Origin of the sequence: Pantoea brenneri (genome assembly GCF_038594305.1) — a bacterium.
Classification (GTDB): Bacteria; Pseudomonadota; Gammaproteobacteria; order Enterobacterales; family Enterobacteriaceae; genus Pantoea; species Pantoea brenneri.
Window position 1 is genome coordinate 71,329 of the sequence record NZ_JBCGBG010000003.1, and the last position, 15,188, is coordinate 86,516.

Genomic DNA, 15,188 nt, shown 5'->3' on the forward strand with positions numbered 1-15,188 from the left:
GTGTTCAGGTGTGTTTAAAAAGCGAGCAAACGCGCCGGGTGAGTTTTTGCGCAATTCTGCATAGCTATGCGTTAATTCATCGAACTAATACTTTTCATAACAGCAGGTTAGGGATTTACGGCTGGCGCAGCATTTTATGCTACTTAGATGGTGAACTTTTAAACGAAGACGCCAAGGGTTGCATTTACCACAGCGAAAATGGTACTTATCTCGCCCCTGTTCTGCAGGTATCAACTCAGACCGCGTCTGAAAATGGGTATGGGAATCATCAGATTTTCGTGCGAGGCGCTGTCTCCAAACACCCTCTAATTTACCGGGCTTTTTGCTCACTTCCCTGTGTGTATTGTCTTCTGCACCTTCGCAGTAGAGAGAAACGGGTTTTGACTGAGGAAATTACGCGTTATGAAAGGTTTTAAAATCAGCCTGGCCTGGCAGATTCTGATAGCCCTGGTGCTTGGCATCGTTGTGGGTGCCGTGCTGCATAATCAGCCAGACAATCGTGAATGGTTAGTCACCAATATTCTCAGCCCGGCGGGCGACATCTTTATCCACCTGATTAAGATGATTGTGGTACCGATCGTGATCTCATCACTGATCGTCGGGATTGCCGGCGTCGGCGATGCCAAAAAGTTGGGACGCATCGGCGTCAAAACGATTCTCTACTTTGAAGTGATCACCACCCTTGCCATTGTGGTCGGGATTACCCTGGCCAACGTATTTCAACCCGGCACCGGCATCGATATGTCAACGCTGGCAACGGTGGACATCTCTAAATATGAAGCCACCACGGCGGAAGTGCAGGGCGGTCCGCACAGCCTGGTCGCCACCATTCTGTCGCTGATCCCGCAGAACATTTTCGCCTCGATGGTGAAAGGTGACATGCTGCCGATTATCTTCTTCTCGGTGCTGTTTGGCTTAGGCCTGTCATCTCTGCCGTCAGAACAGCGCGATCCGCTGGTGAATCTGTTCCGTGGCATCTCTGAAACCATGTTCAAAGTGACGCACATGATCATGCGCTATGCGCCGGTCGGTGTGTTCGCCCTGATTGCCGTCACCATCGCTAACTTCGGCTTCGCCTCGCTGTGGCCGCTGGCTAAGCTGGTGCTGCTGGTCTATGCGGCGATTCTGTTCTTCGCCTTTGTGGTGCTGGGTGGCGTTGCGCGCTTCTGTAAGCTGCGTATCACCACGCTGATGCGTATCCTCAAAGATGAGCTGATTCTCTCTTACTCCACCTCCAGCTCAGAGACGGTATTGCCACGCATCATGCAGAAGATGGAAGCCTACGGCGCGCCGAAAGCAATCACCAGCTTCGTGGTGCCGACCGGTTATTCGTTTAACCTTGATGGCTCAACCCTGTATCAGAGTATCGCCGCCATCTTTATCGCCCAGCTGTATGGCATCGATCTGTCGCTGAGCGACGAGATTATCCTGGTGCTGACGCTGATGGTGACCTCGAAAGGCATCGCTGGCGTGCCAGGCGTCTCCTTCGTGGTGCTGCTGGCGACGCTGGGCAGCGTCGGTATTCCGCTGGAAGGGCTGGCATTCATCGCCGGTGTTGACCGTATAATGGACATGGCGCGTACTGCCCTGAACGTCATTGGTAACGCTCTGGCGGTGCTGGTTATCGCCCGCTGGGAAAACCAGTTCGACGCCGAACAGGCGAAAGAGTATGAACTGCAACTGCGCACTCAGACCGCCAGTTAATCGCACTGCTTAATAAAAAAGGCTCAACGAAAGTTGGGCCTTTTTTGTTTCCGGCAAATGACTGTGACCGGTTCAACCGCACACCTTACCTGACACCTGACACCTGACACCTGATACCTGATACCTGATACCTGATACCTGACCTTGTCTCTTCTCTTTTCAAAAGCGATCCAAAAGTCCGCGGGAAGAGCAGGTTCACCCGAAGAGTAAAGCGTCCCACGCCAGGGAAGGCGTGGGCCGAGCGTCAGGGATGACGAATGCGTCTTTACGATCGGGTGAATCTTCTCTGCCCCTGCACCCGGCGTGAAGCAAGCGCGTTCCTGGCTCACACCTTCAGGGTCAGATGCATCACTAAATCCCATCACCCAACCTGAAGCGAACACCCGCCAGCCAGAATCCCCGCTTTATTTGATCCCTATTCGCATCCATGCAAAAAAGATCTCACCGATGAATTAATCATTCGTTATGATGAGTCATATATTGAATAATTTATTCCTATGCGGAGCCTGTTATGAAAATTGACCTCAGCCAGATGATCACCGAAGGCCGTAATCCTGCCAGTCAGAACATCGACGAGCTATCGACCGAAGCGATGTTGCGCGTCATTAATGACGAGGATAAGAAGGTGGCGCTGGCGGTTGAAGCGATTGTGCCGCAGATAGCCGAAGCGGTTGATGCTATCAGCGCTGCGTTTCAGGCCGGTGGACGCCTGATCTATTGCGGTGCAGGAACGTCCGGGCGACTGGGTATTCTGGATGCCAGCGAGTGTCCGCCCACCTTTGGTACTCCGCGGGAACAGGTGGTAGGACTGATCGCCGGTGGCCATCGGGCGATTCTACAGGCGGTGGAAAATGCTGAAGATAACCGGGCACAGGGCGCGCAGGATCTGCGGGATATCAACTTCAGCCGCGAGGATGTGCTGGTCGGCATCGCAGCCAGTGGCCGCACGCCTTACGTCCTTGGCGCGCTGGAGTATGCCGGTCAGCTCGGTGCTACCACCGTCGCCCTGACCTGTAACCCCGGCAGTCCGATGTCTCAGGCCGCAGCGATTGCCCTGACGCCGGTCGTGGGGCCAGAAGTGGTCACCGGCTCGTCACGCATGAAAGCGGGTACCGCCCAGAAGCTGGTGCTTAACATGCTGACCACCGGGGCGATGATCCGCAGCGGTAAAGTCTACGGCAACCTGATGGTGGATGTTGAAGCGACCAATCAGAAGCTGGTCCAGCGCCAGGTGAACATCGTCAGGCAGGCGACCGATTGCGATGACGCCACCGCCAGTGCCGCACTGAGCGCCTGCGGCGGCCACTGCAAAACGGCCATCCTGATGGTGCTGGCCGGACTGACCGCTGATGAAGCGCAGACGCTACTCGCACAACATCAGGGCTTTATTCGTCAGGCGCTGCAGGCAGCGGGAGCACGCTGATGGCGAAAATTACCGACGCACTATTACGCGACATTCTGCAGGCGGTCGGCGGGGGGCAAAATATCGCCAACTGCGGCAACTGCATGACGCGGCTGCGGCTGACGCTCAATCAGCCCGAACGGGTTGATCTCACCCGGCTGAAAAGCCTGCCGGGCGTGCTGGGAGTGATCGACAGTGATGCCCAGTTGCAGATTGTGCTCGGCCCCGGCAAAGCGCAGACCGCAGCAGAGGGGATGCAGACCTTACTGGCACAGGGTGAAGCACCGGCGCTCAGCGAGCTGGCCGCGCAGCACAAGCAACAGATGAAGGCAAAACAGACCAGCGGCCTGCATCAGTTTCTGTCGCGCTTCGCCACTATATTTACCCCACTCATTCCCGGCTTTATCGGCGCAGGCTTACTGCTGGGATTTGCCACTCTGCTTGAACAGAGCCTGCACCTGAATGCGCCGGGCGAGCATGCGCCCTGGCTGCTGCACAGCGTGGCGTACATGAAGGTGTTCGGCAAAGGACTGTTCACCTTCCTCAGCATCCTGATCGGCTATAACGCCCAGAAAGCCTTTGGCGGCAGCGGGGTGAATGGCGCGATCATCGCCTCACTGTTTGTTCTCGGCTACGTCCCGACCGCCACGGTCGGCTACTACAGCGGGATGGAAAGCTTTTTCGGCCTGACTATCGACCCGCGCGGCAATATTATCGGCGTGCTGCTGGCGGCCATTATCGGGGCGTGGATTGAAAAGCAGATCCGCAAAATCATCCCGGATAATCTGGATATGATCCTCACCTCGATGTTTACCCTGCTGATCACCGGTGCGATTACTTACCTGCTGATCATGCCGCTGGGTGGCGAACTGTTTAAAGGCATGTCCTGGTTGTTCATCCACCTGAATAACAACCCCTTTGGCTGTGCGCTGCTGGCCGGACTGTTCCTGATCGCGGTGATGTTTGGCATTCATCAGGGCTTTATTCCGGTCTACTTCGCGCTGATGGAAACCCAGGGCTTCAACTCACTGTTTCCGATTCTGGCGATGGCCGGTGCAGGCCAGGTTGGCGCTTCGCTGGCGCTGTGGTGTAAGGCAGAAAAAGGGGCGCTGCTGCGGGCGCAAATCAAAGGTGCGATTGTGCCGGGGCTGCTCGGGGTGGGCGAACCGCTGATTTACGGCGTCACGCTGCCGCGACTCAAGCCGTTTATCACCGCCTGTGGCGGCGGGGCGCTGGGCGGTTTCTTTATCGGCCTGGTGGCGTGGCTGGGCTTACCGATCGGCATGAATACCGTGTTTGGCCCGTCGGGACTGGTGACGCTGCCGCTAATGACCTCCAGCCAGGGCATTTTTGCTGGCATGGCGGTCTATCTGGCCGGACTGATGGTGGCCTGGGTCGGCGGCTTTTTCCTCACCTGGTGGTTTGGCACCCGCAATGTCGATCTCAGCTGACGCCAGCGTAATGCAGCCATTCTCCAGTGGCGCTAACGAATGACATGACGGAAAAATGTGAAAGCCGCTGCAAAGCGGCTTTTTTATTGCCACTAATTTAACGGAAACGCTAAAGAGAGTAGGAAAGCATGCCGAAAACATAAAAAAAGGTAATCGTTATTTATTTGCCCAACGCTTCCACGCTGACAACATCACCCCAGCGTGCAGGATAATGGGTCTTCAAGGACTTTTGAGATGCGTAATAACCAGCCCGTTTCCCAGCGTGAATATCTGTTCGACGATCACGCGACCCTGATGTCGACTACCGATCTCAACAGTTACATCACCTATGCTAACGATGCGTTTATTGAGGCGAGCGGCTTCTCTACCGAAGAGATCAACGGCCAGCCACACAATATGGTGCGTCACCCGGATATGCCGGCAGAAGCCTTTGCCGATATGTGGGCCACGCTGAAACAGGGCGAACCCTGGACAGCACTGGTGAAAAACCGCCGTAAAAATGGCGATCATTACTGGGTACGCGCCAATGCCATACCGGTGGTGCGCGACGGGAAGGTGCAGGGCTATATGTCGGTGCGCACCAAACCGGGCGCGGAAGAAGTACGTCAGGCGGAGGCGCTGTATCAGGATTTTCAGGCAGGGCGCACGAAAGGACGACGCTTTTATAAAGGCCTGGTGGTGCGCAGCGGCTGGCGGCGACCTGCTTCTATCCTGAAAACGCTGCCGCTTCGCTGGCGTATCCGCAGCACCCTGTTGACCTTACTGCCGCTGTCGGTGGCGGGCGTCTGGGCCGCAGGCGTCACGCCGGCGGCACTGGGCGGCTTCACGGTGGGGATGACGGCACTGCTGACGCTGGCCAGCCTGTGGCTGGAGCAGCAGATCTCACGGCCTATCGAGCGGATGTGCAAACAGGCGCTGAGCGTGGCGACCGGTGCCAGCCATAAAGTTGATCAGATGGATCGGGTTGATGAAGTCGGCGTCACGCTGCGCGCCATCGGCCAGCTCGGGTTAATGTTCCGCTGGCTGGTGGATGATGTCAGCGGACAGGCGATAAACGTACTCAGCGCCAGCGACGCCATCGCCCGCAGTAACAACGAGCTGAGTCGCCGCACCGAGCAGGCGGCCGCTAACGTACAGCAAACCGCCGCCACCATGAATGAGATGACCGCGACGGTGAAAAGCAACACCGAAACCGCCCATGAAGTGAATACCCTGTCGTCAGATACCAGCAGCGCGGCGATGAAAGGCGGCGACGTAATGAAAGAGATGATGGAGATGATGGGCGAAATTGCTGACAGTTCAAAGCGCATCGCCAACATCACCAGCGTGATCGACGGTATTGCTTTCCAGACCAATATTCTGGCGCTTAACGCGGCGGTTGAAGCAGCGCGGGCGGGCGAGCAGGGCAAGGGGTTTGCAGTGGTGGCAGGTGAAGTCCGCAGCCTGGCGCAGCGTAGCGCCAAAGCCGCCAGTGAGATTAAAATGCTGGTAGAGACCAGCGCCAGCCGGGTCAGTTCCGGCAATCAGCACGCCAGCGCAGCGGGCCGCACCATGCAGGATATCGTCTCGCAGGTGCAGAACGTCACCACGCTGATTGCACAGATCAGTGCGGCCACCGCTGAACAGGCTACGGCGCTGAGCGAAGTCAGTAGCGCGGTAGAAGATCTGGATGACATCACCCACCAGAACGCTGCCCGGGTAGCCGAAAGCGCCGAAGCATCCGGCCGCATGACGCATCAGGCCAACCGCCTGGTGGAAGCGATCAGCGTATTTCGCTAAGAGGCCAGCGCCTGGCTGCTGTCGCGTCCGGCACGCAGCGCGCCAGGTGACTGACCGACAATGCGCTTAAAGGCGCGACTAAAAGCCGCAATTGAGCCGTAGCCGAGATGAAAGGCGACGGCTTCCACCGCCTCACCGTTATTCACAATGCGCTGCACCGCCAGCCGCATCCGCAGCTCGGTCAGATAACGCAGCGGCGTCATGCCGGTGGCGTTAAGAAAGCGCTCGGCAAATACCGAACGTGAGCAGCCCGCCACGCGGGCCAGCCGCGCCACCGTCCAGTTCTCGCCCGGTTCGCGGTGCATGGCGGCAATTGCCTGACTGAGCCGCGGATCGCGCATCGCCTGTACCAGTCCGCTGCTTTTACCGCAGCCATTCTCCACCCAGCCACGCACAATCAGCGCCGCTACCACATCCGCCAGACGCGAAAGGATGCCAGCGAAGCCCGCCTGCCGGGTGCGCGACTCGCGTTCCATCGCCTCCAGAATCGGCCGGATCTCCGGGTACTGCGACAGCAGGGTACTCACCAGCATCACATCCGGCATGGTATTAATCAGCGGCTGCATGCCGCCGAGTTCAAACGCCATACAGGCGCTGAACAACAGCACGCTGTGTTCGTCGTCACAGGCATCGGCCGGGGCGGTGATGGCGCAGACGCTGTCGCAGATCGGTTTGCTCGCCATATTGGCGACACACTGACACTCCACCTCTTCGCTGGAGATCAGGCTGTGCGGTTTGCCATGCGGCACTAACAGCGCATCGCCACTGTTAAGCTGAAACACCTCGCCTGAGGCGCTGCGCACCTGCAACATGCCGCGTCCGACAAAGTGAAACTGTGCCCGTCCTGGCGCGTTATCAAAGCGCAATCCGAACGGGGCGCTGACGGCGATGCGCTGATAGTTAACCCCATACAGCCGCATTCCCATCAGCAGTTCACTGGTCAGGTCTTCATAATGGCTCATACGATTCCAGACGAATTATCAAAAATGACGGTGTAAGCATCATAGATCGTCTTGCGGCTGCCCACTATTATCATACTTACTTTTTTTTGCATCCGGAGAAGCAGCATGAGTCTGACAACCGAAGTGGCTGATGAGGTTTCCTCGCCCGCCCGTCCCGCGTGGGGCGCGGTATTTGCAATGGCGTTTGGCGTATTCAGCCTGATCACCGCCGAATTTTTACCGGTCAGTTTACTGACGCCGATGGCTCAGAGTCTTGGCGTCTCCGAAGGTCAGGCGGGTCAGACCGTAACCATTACAGCACTGGTCGCGCTGTTTACCAGCCTGATCACCGCCAGCATCACCCGACGGATTGACCGCCGCATCGTGATGCTGGTGTTTTCGCTGCTGCTGATTGCTTCAGCGCTGATGGTGGCGCTGGCCGGGAACCTGACGACCATCCTGCTGGCGCGCGTGCTGCTGGGCATGGCGATTGGTGGCTTCTGGACGCTATCGACCGCGATTACCATGCGGCTGGTGCCGGCCGATCAGGTGCCGCGCGCGCTCTCCATCGTCTTTAGCGGTATCTCGCTGGCGACCATTATCGCCACGCCGCTCGGCAGTTATCTCGGTGGGCTGGTCGGCTGGCGCAACATCTTTATGCTGACCGCCGGTCTGGGGGCCGTGGCGCTGTTGTGGCAATTTTTCACCCTGCCCGCGATGCCGGCAGAGAATAAGGCGCGTAGCGGCGGGGTGCTGGATCTGCTGCGGATCGGCGTGATGCGCTGGGGCATGCTGGCCGTCATCATGATGTTTACCGGCCACTTCGCCTTCTTTACCTATCTGCGCCCGTTCCTTGAAGGCGTTGCTCAGCTGAATCTCAATCAGCTATCGCTGGCGCTGCTGGCGTTTGGTGTAGCGAACTTTTTCGGGACTTCGCTGGCTGGCTACCTGGTGACCCGCAGCGTATCGCTGACCCTCAGTGGCATGGCGCTGCTGATGAGCCTCACCGCGCTGCTGCTGGTGAGCTTCGGCGACGTCAGCTGGCTGGTTGGCGTGGGCGTGGCGGTATGGGGCATGGCGTTTGGTTCGATGCCAACCGGCTGGTCAACCTGGATTTCGCGCGCGGTACCGGATGATGCCGAATCAGGCGGGGGTTTACTGGTGGCGACTATCCAGCTGGCGATCACCGTCGGTGCCGCAGCGGGGGGCTGGATGTTTGACCTGCGCGGTGCGGGTGGCGTATTCCTCGCCAGCGGGGTACTGATGCTGCTGGCGGCGCTGACTATCTTCAGCCGGGTGCGGCATCACGGTTAATCGATCAAAGGCAGCCATTTGTGCTGCCTTTTTTATTTACTGTGGATTATTAACCTTTTGAGCAATAACTGTGCGAAATGTGCTTTTCATCATCAGTTTTATTGAAAGAGATAAGCAAAAGTCTCCGCTTTTTACTGATCAAGATTCGGCCTAGTATATCTATCAACAAGGCAACACGCCTTACCTGATAAAACTTAATCGAGGAATTGACCATGAAATCTATCAAAACTTTTGCAGCAGTTATCGCGCTTTCTGTTCTGCCATTCGCCAGCTTTGCCCAGTCTGTGACCGCTGTCGACTCTACGCTGGACGGCGCTGAAGCGAAAATCGCTGCTCAGGCGCAGGAACACGGTGCTTCATATAAAATCACCGAAGCCTACACCAACAACGGCGTTCACATGACCGCTGAGCTGCTGAAATAAGCTGCGCATTCTCCGCTTGTGCTGACAGGACGCCCCCGGGCGTCCTGGCGGCGTTGGTTGCTGACCAATAATAATCCTGTCACTTTCCCACCGAAATAATTATTATTCTCAAAAACATTCTCATCTGATCGCGGGTCAGATGCTTTCTGGTTGCAATGTCGGGCTTTCTTTTCACCGTGTCTGCGGTGGATTTACTATGGAGAAGTTATGAAAGCGATAATCAATACGCGCTGGGCGCTGCGTCCTATGATGCTGGCGACAGCACTGTTTTCTGCGTCAGGCTTACTGGCGGTGCAGGCAGATGAACTCAACCAGCCGATCGGCAAAGGCGTGTACGAACTGGCCTTCAGCCCGAAAGATAACGCGGTTTTTGTCGCCACGTCACAGAACAGCAACGGAAACGGTGGCACGGTTTTCCGTCTCGATCCCACCACGCTGGCGGTGCAGCAGTCGATTAACAGTGACCTGAAAGCGTTTGGCGCAGCGATCAACCCGCAGACTAACGTGCTTTACGTCGGCAATACCGTTGAGGGTTCACTGACCGCCATTGACGCCAGCAGCGGCAAAGTGCTCAACAGCCTGCTACTCGATGGCCGCAAGCGCAGTGAAACGGTACGTCCGCTGCAGCCGCGTCAGGTGGCCGTCGATGTGAAAACCAATCGCGTTTATGTTACCGGTCTGGGACCGCAGAGCGTGGTCTGGGTGGTGGATGGCAGCACGCTGCAGCTGATCAGTACCGTGCCGAATACCGGCAAAATGGCGACCGGGCTGGCGGTAGATTCAGCGGCGCAGAAAGTTTACGTCACCAATGGCGACGGTGAGCTGGTTACCCTCAACGCCCGCACTAATGCGATTGAGAAGAAGCAGAAGATCGACGGCGATAAAGAGCACTTTTTCCTCAACATTGCGCTGGATACGCGCGGTCAGCGTGCCTTCCTCAGCGATTCGAAGCAGGCTCAGGTGCTGGTGGTCGATTTGCGCACTCAGCAGGTGATCCAGCGAATTGACGTGCCGGAATCACTGGCGGTGCTGTTCAATCAGGATCGCAATGAGCTGTATGTTACTCACCGTAAAGCGGGCGAAGTCAGCATCATTGACGCCAGCAACTACCGCGTGAAACGGAGCGTGAAAACCCCAGGTCTGCCGAACAGCCTCGCTTTGTCCGCCGACGGTAATACGCTCTATGTCAGCGTCAAGCAACCGGGTTCGCGTAAAGCGCCGCCAAAAGATCCCGACAGCGTCATGCGTATTGCCTTGTAAAAGGTGATTGCCACTTACCGGCGCGGGGGCGTTCTTTCACCTCCAGCCTCTGTAAATAATAAAGCCACTCATCAGAGTGGCTTTATTATTTTCAAAGCCGGTTTGCGGTCTGGGAGATCCTTTTGCCCTGGTCGCTCGCGAGACACTTGTCTTTATAGCTTATTCGCTATAAGGATGTTGCGATGTGAGATGTGAATACAACTAATAGATTTGATGAGTGGTTTAAGACTCAGACCGAGGAACTGAAGAGGGTATGCTTGCAGCGAGGGTTATCCTGTCTGAGTATGGGCCGCAGTTAGGGAGGCCGTTTGCTGATACCGTAGACGACTCTGATTTTCCGAATATGAAAGAACTAAGAGTGCAGCATCAAGGCAAACCGATACGAACCTTCTTTGCTTTTGACCCTTCTCGCCGCCGCATTGTGTTGTGTGCAGGCGATAAAACCGGGGTTAAGGAAAATAAATTCTATAAAGACATGATCAAACTGGCAGATGCTGAATTCTGTAAGTACCTGAATGGAGCGGATAATGGCTAATTTAAAAGAGCTGATAGCAAAACAAAGCTCGGAAAGTCGCGAGCGCATTGCCGAAAAAGTTGATGCAATGCGGCAGGTTGTCGCGCTAAACATGTTGCGGGAAGAACTCAACCTTTCACAGACAGAGATGGCACACGCAATGGGTGTGAAACAGCCAACTATCGCCAGAATGGAACAGGCTGATAATGATCCCCGCCTTTCTACGCTGAAGCGTTATGTTACCGCTCTGGGAGGCGAGATAAGTATCGATGTCAAATTGCCGACAGGCAAAAGAATAGCGTTTGATCTGTGATTAAAAAAAAGAAGCCACATTATTGCGGCTTCTCTCTTTCCAGCCCGTTATACCTCTTCTGACGCTTCGCGCATCATCTCATCGTGCGGGATATCATCCAGAATCTGCTCAAAGCTGCGCAGACGTTTGTAGATCGACATCAGTTCAACCAGCGTTGACCATGAAGCGATCAGGTACTGGAATGAACCACGCACCTGGTCAAATACGTTTGTAATCTGGTTCAGCAGGCCCAGCGTGATGGTGCCGGCCACAATCGACGGAAACAGCAGAAACAGGCCAAACACATTATCCACCTGCAGATAGAGAATGCGGGTGATGTTGAAGTAGAGATAGTGAAAGTAGAGACGGAAGTAGTTGAACCGTACCCGACCGAACAGCTCCTGCACCGTCTGTGGCCGGGCGCGGTCAGCATTATCCTCGCCATACACCAGCTCTTTACGGTAAGCCGCTTCCACCCGCTGATTACGAAACTCCAGGCCGGGTAATTTAATGCCGACTATCGCCAGTAAACCGGTGCCGAATACCGACCACAGCACGGCGGCAATCACCAGCGCATACGGAATATTGCCAAGGAACGGCACATCTTTGACATGGTGCGACAGCGCCACCAGCACCGGCAAAAAGGCCACTAAGGTCATGATCGCCTGAATAAAACTGACGCCCCAGTCTTCCAGCGTAGAGGCAAACCGCATGGTGTCTTCCTGCACACGCTGCGCGGCGCCTTCGACATGACGCAGTCGCTGCCAGTTATGCATATAGTAGTTGTTCATGGCGGTACGCCAGCGGAAAACCCAGTGGCTGATAAAGAACGAATTGAGCACGCCAATCACTACCGCGATCAACGCAATGCCGAGAAAAGCACGCACTTCGTGATAAAACTCAACGATCTGCACCGATCCCGCTTTCGTCAGCGCCTTCTGAATTAAGTCGTAAAACGGACCATACCAGGCGTTGACCGCCACGCCGACCTGCACACCAAACCAGGTGACAAAAATAATCAGCGCCGATCCCCAGACTGACCAGCGCTGCCACGGATGATTGTCAATCAGCCGCCAGGCGAGGGCAAAAACGGCCACCATTATCCAGTAGTAGAGATAAAACCACAGCTGGCTGGCGGCAATAAACCGCGCGGCACTGGTGGGTAATGGCTGTTTCATCGCTGCGTCGAGGGTGGGCCACATGCCGGGCAGATGCGCGGCAAAGCCAAACCAGGCAAAAATCGCTAATAAGCTCCAGAGGGCCGCTGAGCTGAAAAACAGCGCTGGCCGCGGGAAAAAAGACTTAAACATAGGCACTCCGCTGTTGTGTGTTGCCTGTTATAACGTTTTGCCTGCCTGATGTCTGTAGTCTGTTGTTTCTGCTGATGACAGCCGGGGTGGATGTTAATGAAATTGTGCGGTTTTGTTTCCGGGAACTAAATCTTTATCGACAGTGGTGTTACACTAGCGCGCATTGTTACCGGTAACAATGAAGCTGTAACCCTTAATCCGCTAATAAAAATCATAACAACGCAACCATTTACCCTTTCATACCGCCGACTGGCGGGAATGAGGCAATGTCATGTCAGAACAAAAAAAGGGTCATTCACGCAGGGATTTTTTGCTGAAGACTATCACCCTGGCGCCAGCAATGGCGGTAGGCAGTACGGCGATGGGCGCACTGTCGCTGCCGCTGGCGGCACAGGCGGCTGAGACCCCGGCCGCGCCCCAGCAGGCGCGTGACTACCAGCCCGCCTGGTTCACCGCCGAAGAGTTCGCGTTTATCTCCGCCGCGGTTGCACGCCTGATCCCGCGCGATGAGCGCGGCCCTGGCGCGCTGGAAGCCGGCGTGCCGGAGTTCATTGATCGCCAGATGAATACCCCATATGCCACCGGCTCTAACTGGTATATGCAGGGACCGTTTAATCCCGACCTGCCAAAAGAGCTGGGCTATCAGCTGCCGCTGGTGCCGCAGCAGATTTACCGCCTGGGCATTGCCGATGCCGATGGCTACAGCAAACAGCAACATGGCAAGGTGTTTGCGCAGCTGAGCGGCGAGCAGCAGGATGCTTTACTGCAGGCGATGGAGAGTGGCAGCGCTGAATTCAGCCAGTTGCCGGCCAAAACCTTCTTTGCGTTTCTGCTGCAAAACACCCGCGAAGGCTTCTTCAGCGATCCTATCCACGGCGGTAATCAGGGAATGGTGGGCTGGAAGCTGATCAACTTCCCTGGCGCACGCGCCGACTTTATGGACTGGGTAGAGCGCGGCGAACGTTATCCGTTCCCGTCAGTGTCGATTCGCGGGGAGAGAGCGTAAGCATGGCAAACGAAATGAAAAAAGTGGATGCGGTGATCGTCGGTTTCGGCTGGGCAGGCGCGATCATGGCGAAAGAGTTGACCGAAGCGGGTCTCAACGTGCTGGCGCTGGAACGCGGACCGCATCGCGATACCTATCCTGACGGCTCTTACCCGCAGTCAATTGATGAGCTGACCTACAACGTCCGCAAAAAACTGTTCCAGGATCTCTCTAAAAGCACCGTCACCATTCGTCATGATGCTTCGCAGACCGCGGTACCTTATCGCCAGCTGGCCGCGTTTCTGCCGGGCACCGGCACCGGCGGCGCGGGTCTGCACTGGTCTGGCGTCCATTTCCGCGTCGATCCGATTGAACTGCGGATGCGCAGCCATTACGAAGAGCGTTACGGCAAGAACTTCATTCCGCAGGGCATGACGATTCAGGACTTTGGCGTCAGCTATGACGAACTGGAGCCGTTCTTCGACAAGGCGGAAAAGGTGTTTGGTACCTCAGGTAGCGCCTGGAGCATCAAAGGTCAGGTGGTGGGGAAAGACAAGGGCGGTAACCCGTTTGCGCCCGATCGTTCAGATAACTTCCCGCTGCCCGCGCAGAAGCGCACTTATTCGGCGCAGCTGTTCGCCCAGGCAGCAGAGTCGGTGGGCTATCACCCTTACGATCTGCCGTCCGCTAACACCTCCGGCCCGTACACTAATCCCTACGGTGCACAGATGGGCCCGTGCAACTTCTGCGGTTTCTGCAGTGGTTATGCCTGCTACATGTACTCCAAGGCGTCGCCAAACGTCAATATTCTGCCTGCGCTGCGTCAGGAACCGAAGTTTGAGCTGCGCAATAACGCCTACGTGCTGCGGGTTAACCTCAGCGACGACAAAAAGCGCGCCACCGGCGTGACCTATGTTGATGGTCAGGGCCGCGAGCAGATTCAGCCTGCAGATCTGGTGATCCTCTCCGCTTTCCAGTTCCACAACGTGCACCTGATGCTGCTGTCGGGCATTGGCAAACCTTACAACCCGATCACCAACGAAGGCACCGTCGGCCGTAACTTCGCCTATCAGAACCTCTCGACGCTGAAGGCGCTGTTCGACAAAAACACCACCACCAACCCATTTATCGGTGCGGGTGGCGCGGGCGTCGGGATTGATGATTTCAATGCCGATAACTTCGATCACGGTCCGCACGGCTTTGTCGGGGGATCGCCATTCTGGGTTAACCAGGCGGGCACCAAACCGATCTCTGGCCTGCCGGTGCCGGCGGGTACGCCAAACTGGGGCAGCCAGTGGAAAGCCGCAGTGGCCGACACCTATACCCATCACCTGTCGATGGATGCCCACGGTGCGCACCAGTCCTATCGCGCTAACTACCTTGATCTCGATCCGAACTACAAAGATGCCTACGGCCAGCCTCTGCTGCGTATGACCTTTGACTGGCAGGAGAACGACATCAAAATGGCGCAGTTCATGGTCGGCAAGATGCATAAAATCGCCGAAGCCATGAACCCGAAAATGATCATTGGCGGCGCGAAAAAGCCGGGCAGCCATTTCGATTCGACCGTTTATCAGACCACCCACATCAGTGGTGGGGCGATCATGGGCGACGATCCGAAAACCAGCGCGGTAAACCGCTATCTGCAGAGCTGGGATGTGCCGAATGTGTTTGTGCCAGGCGCTTCCGCCTTCCCGCAGGGACTGGGCTACAACCCGACCGGCATGGTGGCGGCGCTGACGTACTGGTCAGCTAAAGCGATTCGTGAGCAGTACCTGAAGAACCCGGGTCCACTGGTGCAGGCATAAGGAACA

Annotated in this window: 13 protein-coding genes; 11 read left to right on the forward strand and 2 right to left on the reverse strand. The window is 56.3% G+C overall.

Annotation, left to right across the window (positions count from 1 at the left end; all coding sequences use genetic code 11):
* The first annotated feature begins 402 nt into the window (after positions 1 to 402).
* The 4 genes from gltP (at position 403) to AABB92_RS13965 (ending at position 6,336) form a co-directional block, all read left to right on the forward strand.
* Complete coding sequence (gltP, locus tag AABB92_RS13950) at positions 403 to 1,704, forward strand: glutamate/aspartate:proton symporter GltP (RefSeq protein ID WP_031375492.1); 1,302 nt, start codon at positions 403 to 405, stop codon at positions 1,702 to 1,704.
* A 511-nt stretch (positions 1,705 to 2,215) separates the two neighbouring features.
* The gene (gene murQ, locus AABB92_RS13955; protein WP_031375491.1) at positions 2,216 to 3,127 is read left to right on the forward strand and encodes an N-acetylmuramic acid 6-phosphate etherase; all 912 of its coding nucleotides are present in this window, start codon (positions 2,216 to 2,218) and stop codon (positions 3,125 to 3,127) included.
* Positions 3,127 to 4,557 carry a PTS N-acetylmuramic acid transporter subunit IIBC gene (gene murP, locus AABB92_RS13960; protein ID WP_031375490.1) on the forward strand — a complete coding sequence of 477 codons (1,431 nt, stop codon included), beginning with the start codon at positions 3,127 to 3,129 and terminating at the stop codon, positions 4,555 to 4,557. The genes murQ and murP overlap by 1 nt, the downstream gene beginning before the upstream one ends.
* A gap of 234 nt (positions 4,558 to 4,791) precedes the next feature.
* The gene (locus AABB92_RS13965; RefSeq protein WP_031375489.1) at positions 4,792 to 6,336 is read left to right on the forward strand and encodes a methyl-accepting chemotaxis protein; all 1,545 of its coding nucleotides are present in this window, start codon (positions 4,792 to 4,794) and stop codon (positions 6,334 to 6,336) included.
* Here AABB92_RS13965 and AABB92_RS13970 read toward each other — a convergent pair.
* Positions 6,333 to 7,298: an AraC family transcriptional regulator gene (locus tag AABB92_RS13970; RefSeq protein WP_031375488.1), complete on the reverse strand. Its 966-nt coding sequence runs from the start codon at positions 7,296 to 7,298 to the stop codon at positions 6,333 to 6,335. The two genes, AABB92_RS13965 and AABB92_RS13970, sit on opposite strands and share 4 nt — an antisense overlap.
* 105 nt (positions 7,299 to 7,403) lie before the next feature.
* On the opposite strand from AABB92_RS13970, the gene AABB92_RS13975 reads away from it, so the two are divergent.
* From AABB92_RS13975 to AABB92_RS13995, 5 genes are all read left to right on the forward strand, one after another.
* A complete protein-coding gene (locus AABB92_RS13975; RefSeq protein ID WP_031375487.1) occupies positions 7,404 to 8,591 on the forward strand; it encodes an MFS transporter in 1,188 nt (395 codons plus the stop codon).
* A gap of 212 nt (positions 8,592 to 8,803) precedes the next feature.
* The gene (locus tag AABB92_RS13980) at positions 8,804 to 9,013 is read left to right on the forward strand and encodes a YdgH/BhsA/McbA family protein (protein WP_031375486.1); all 210 of its coding nucleotides are present in this window, start codon (positions 8,804 to 8,806) and stop codon (positions 9,011 to 9,013) included.
* Positions 9,014 to 9,220: 207 nt separating this feature from the next.
* Positions 9,221 to 10,273 (forward strand): 7-bladed beta-propeller protein YncE, encoded by a 1,053-nt coding sequence (gene yncE, locus AABB92_RS13985; RefSeq protein ID WP_031375485.1) that lies wholly within the window; start codon positions 9,221 to 9,223, stop codon positions 10,271 to 10,273.
* 253 nt (positions 10,274 to 10,526) lie between these two features.
* Positions 10,527 to 10,808: a type II toxin-antitoxin system RelE/ParE family toxin gene (locus AABB92_RS13990; protein ID WP_483414192.1), complete on the forward strand. Its 282-nt coding sequence runs from the start codon at positions 10,527 to 10,529 to the stop codon at positions 10,806 to 10,808.
* Positions 10,801 to 11,100, forward strand: coding sequence for a helix-turn-helix domain-containing protein (locus AABB92_RS13995; RefSeq protein WP_031375484.1), 300 nt, complete (start codon positions 10,801 to 10,803; stop codon positions 11,098 to 11,100). Before AABB92_RS13990 ends, AABB92_RS13995 begins: the two co-directional genes overlap by 8 nt.
* 47 nt (positions 11,101 to 11,147) lie before the next feature.
* Here the strand turns inward: AABB92_RS13995 and sbmA are convergent, their stop codons facing one another.
* Entirely contained in the window at positions 11,148 to 12,389 is a 1,242-nt protein-coding gene (sbmA, locus tag AABB92_RS14000) for a peptide antibiotic transporter SbmA (protein WP_031375483.1), read from the reverse strand.
* A 271-nt stretch (positions 12,390 to 12,660) separates the two neighbouring features.
* On the opposite strand from sbmA, the gene AABB92_RS14005 reads away from it, so the two are divergent.
* Complete coding sequence (locus AABB92_RS14005; RefSeq protein WP_046288559.1) at positions 12,661 to 13,395, forward strand: gluconate 2-dehydrogenase subunit 3 family protein; 735 nt, start codon at positions 12,661 to 12,663, stop codon at positions 13,393 to 13,395.
* 2 nt (positions 13,396 to 13,397) lie between these two features.
* On the forward strand, positions 13,398 to 15,182 hold the full coding sequence (locus tag AABB92_RS14010; protein ID WP_031377437.1) for a GMC family oxidoreductase: 1,785 nt from the start codon (positions 13,398 to 13,400) through the stop codon (positions 15,180 to 15,182).
* Positions 15,183 to 15,188 lie beyond the last annotated feature (6 nt).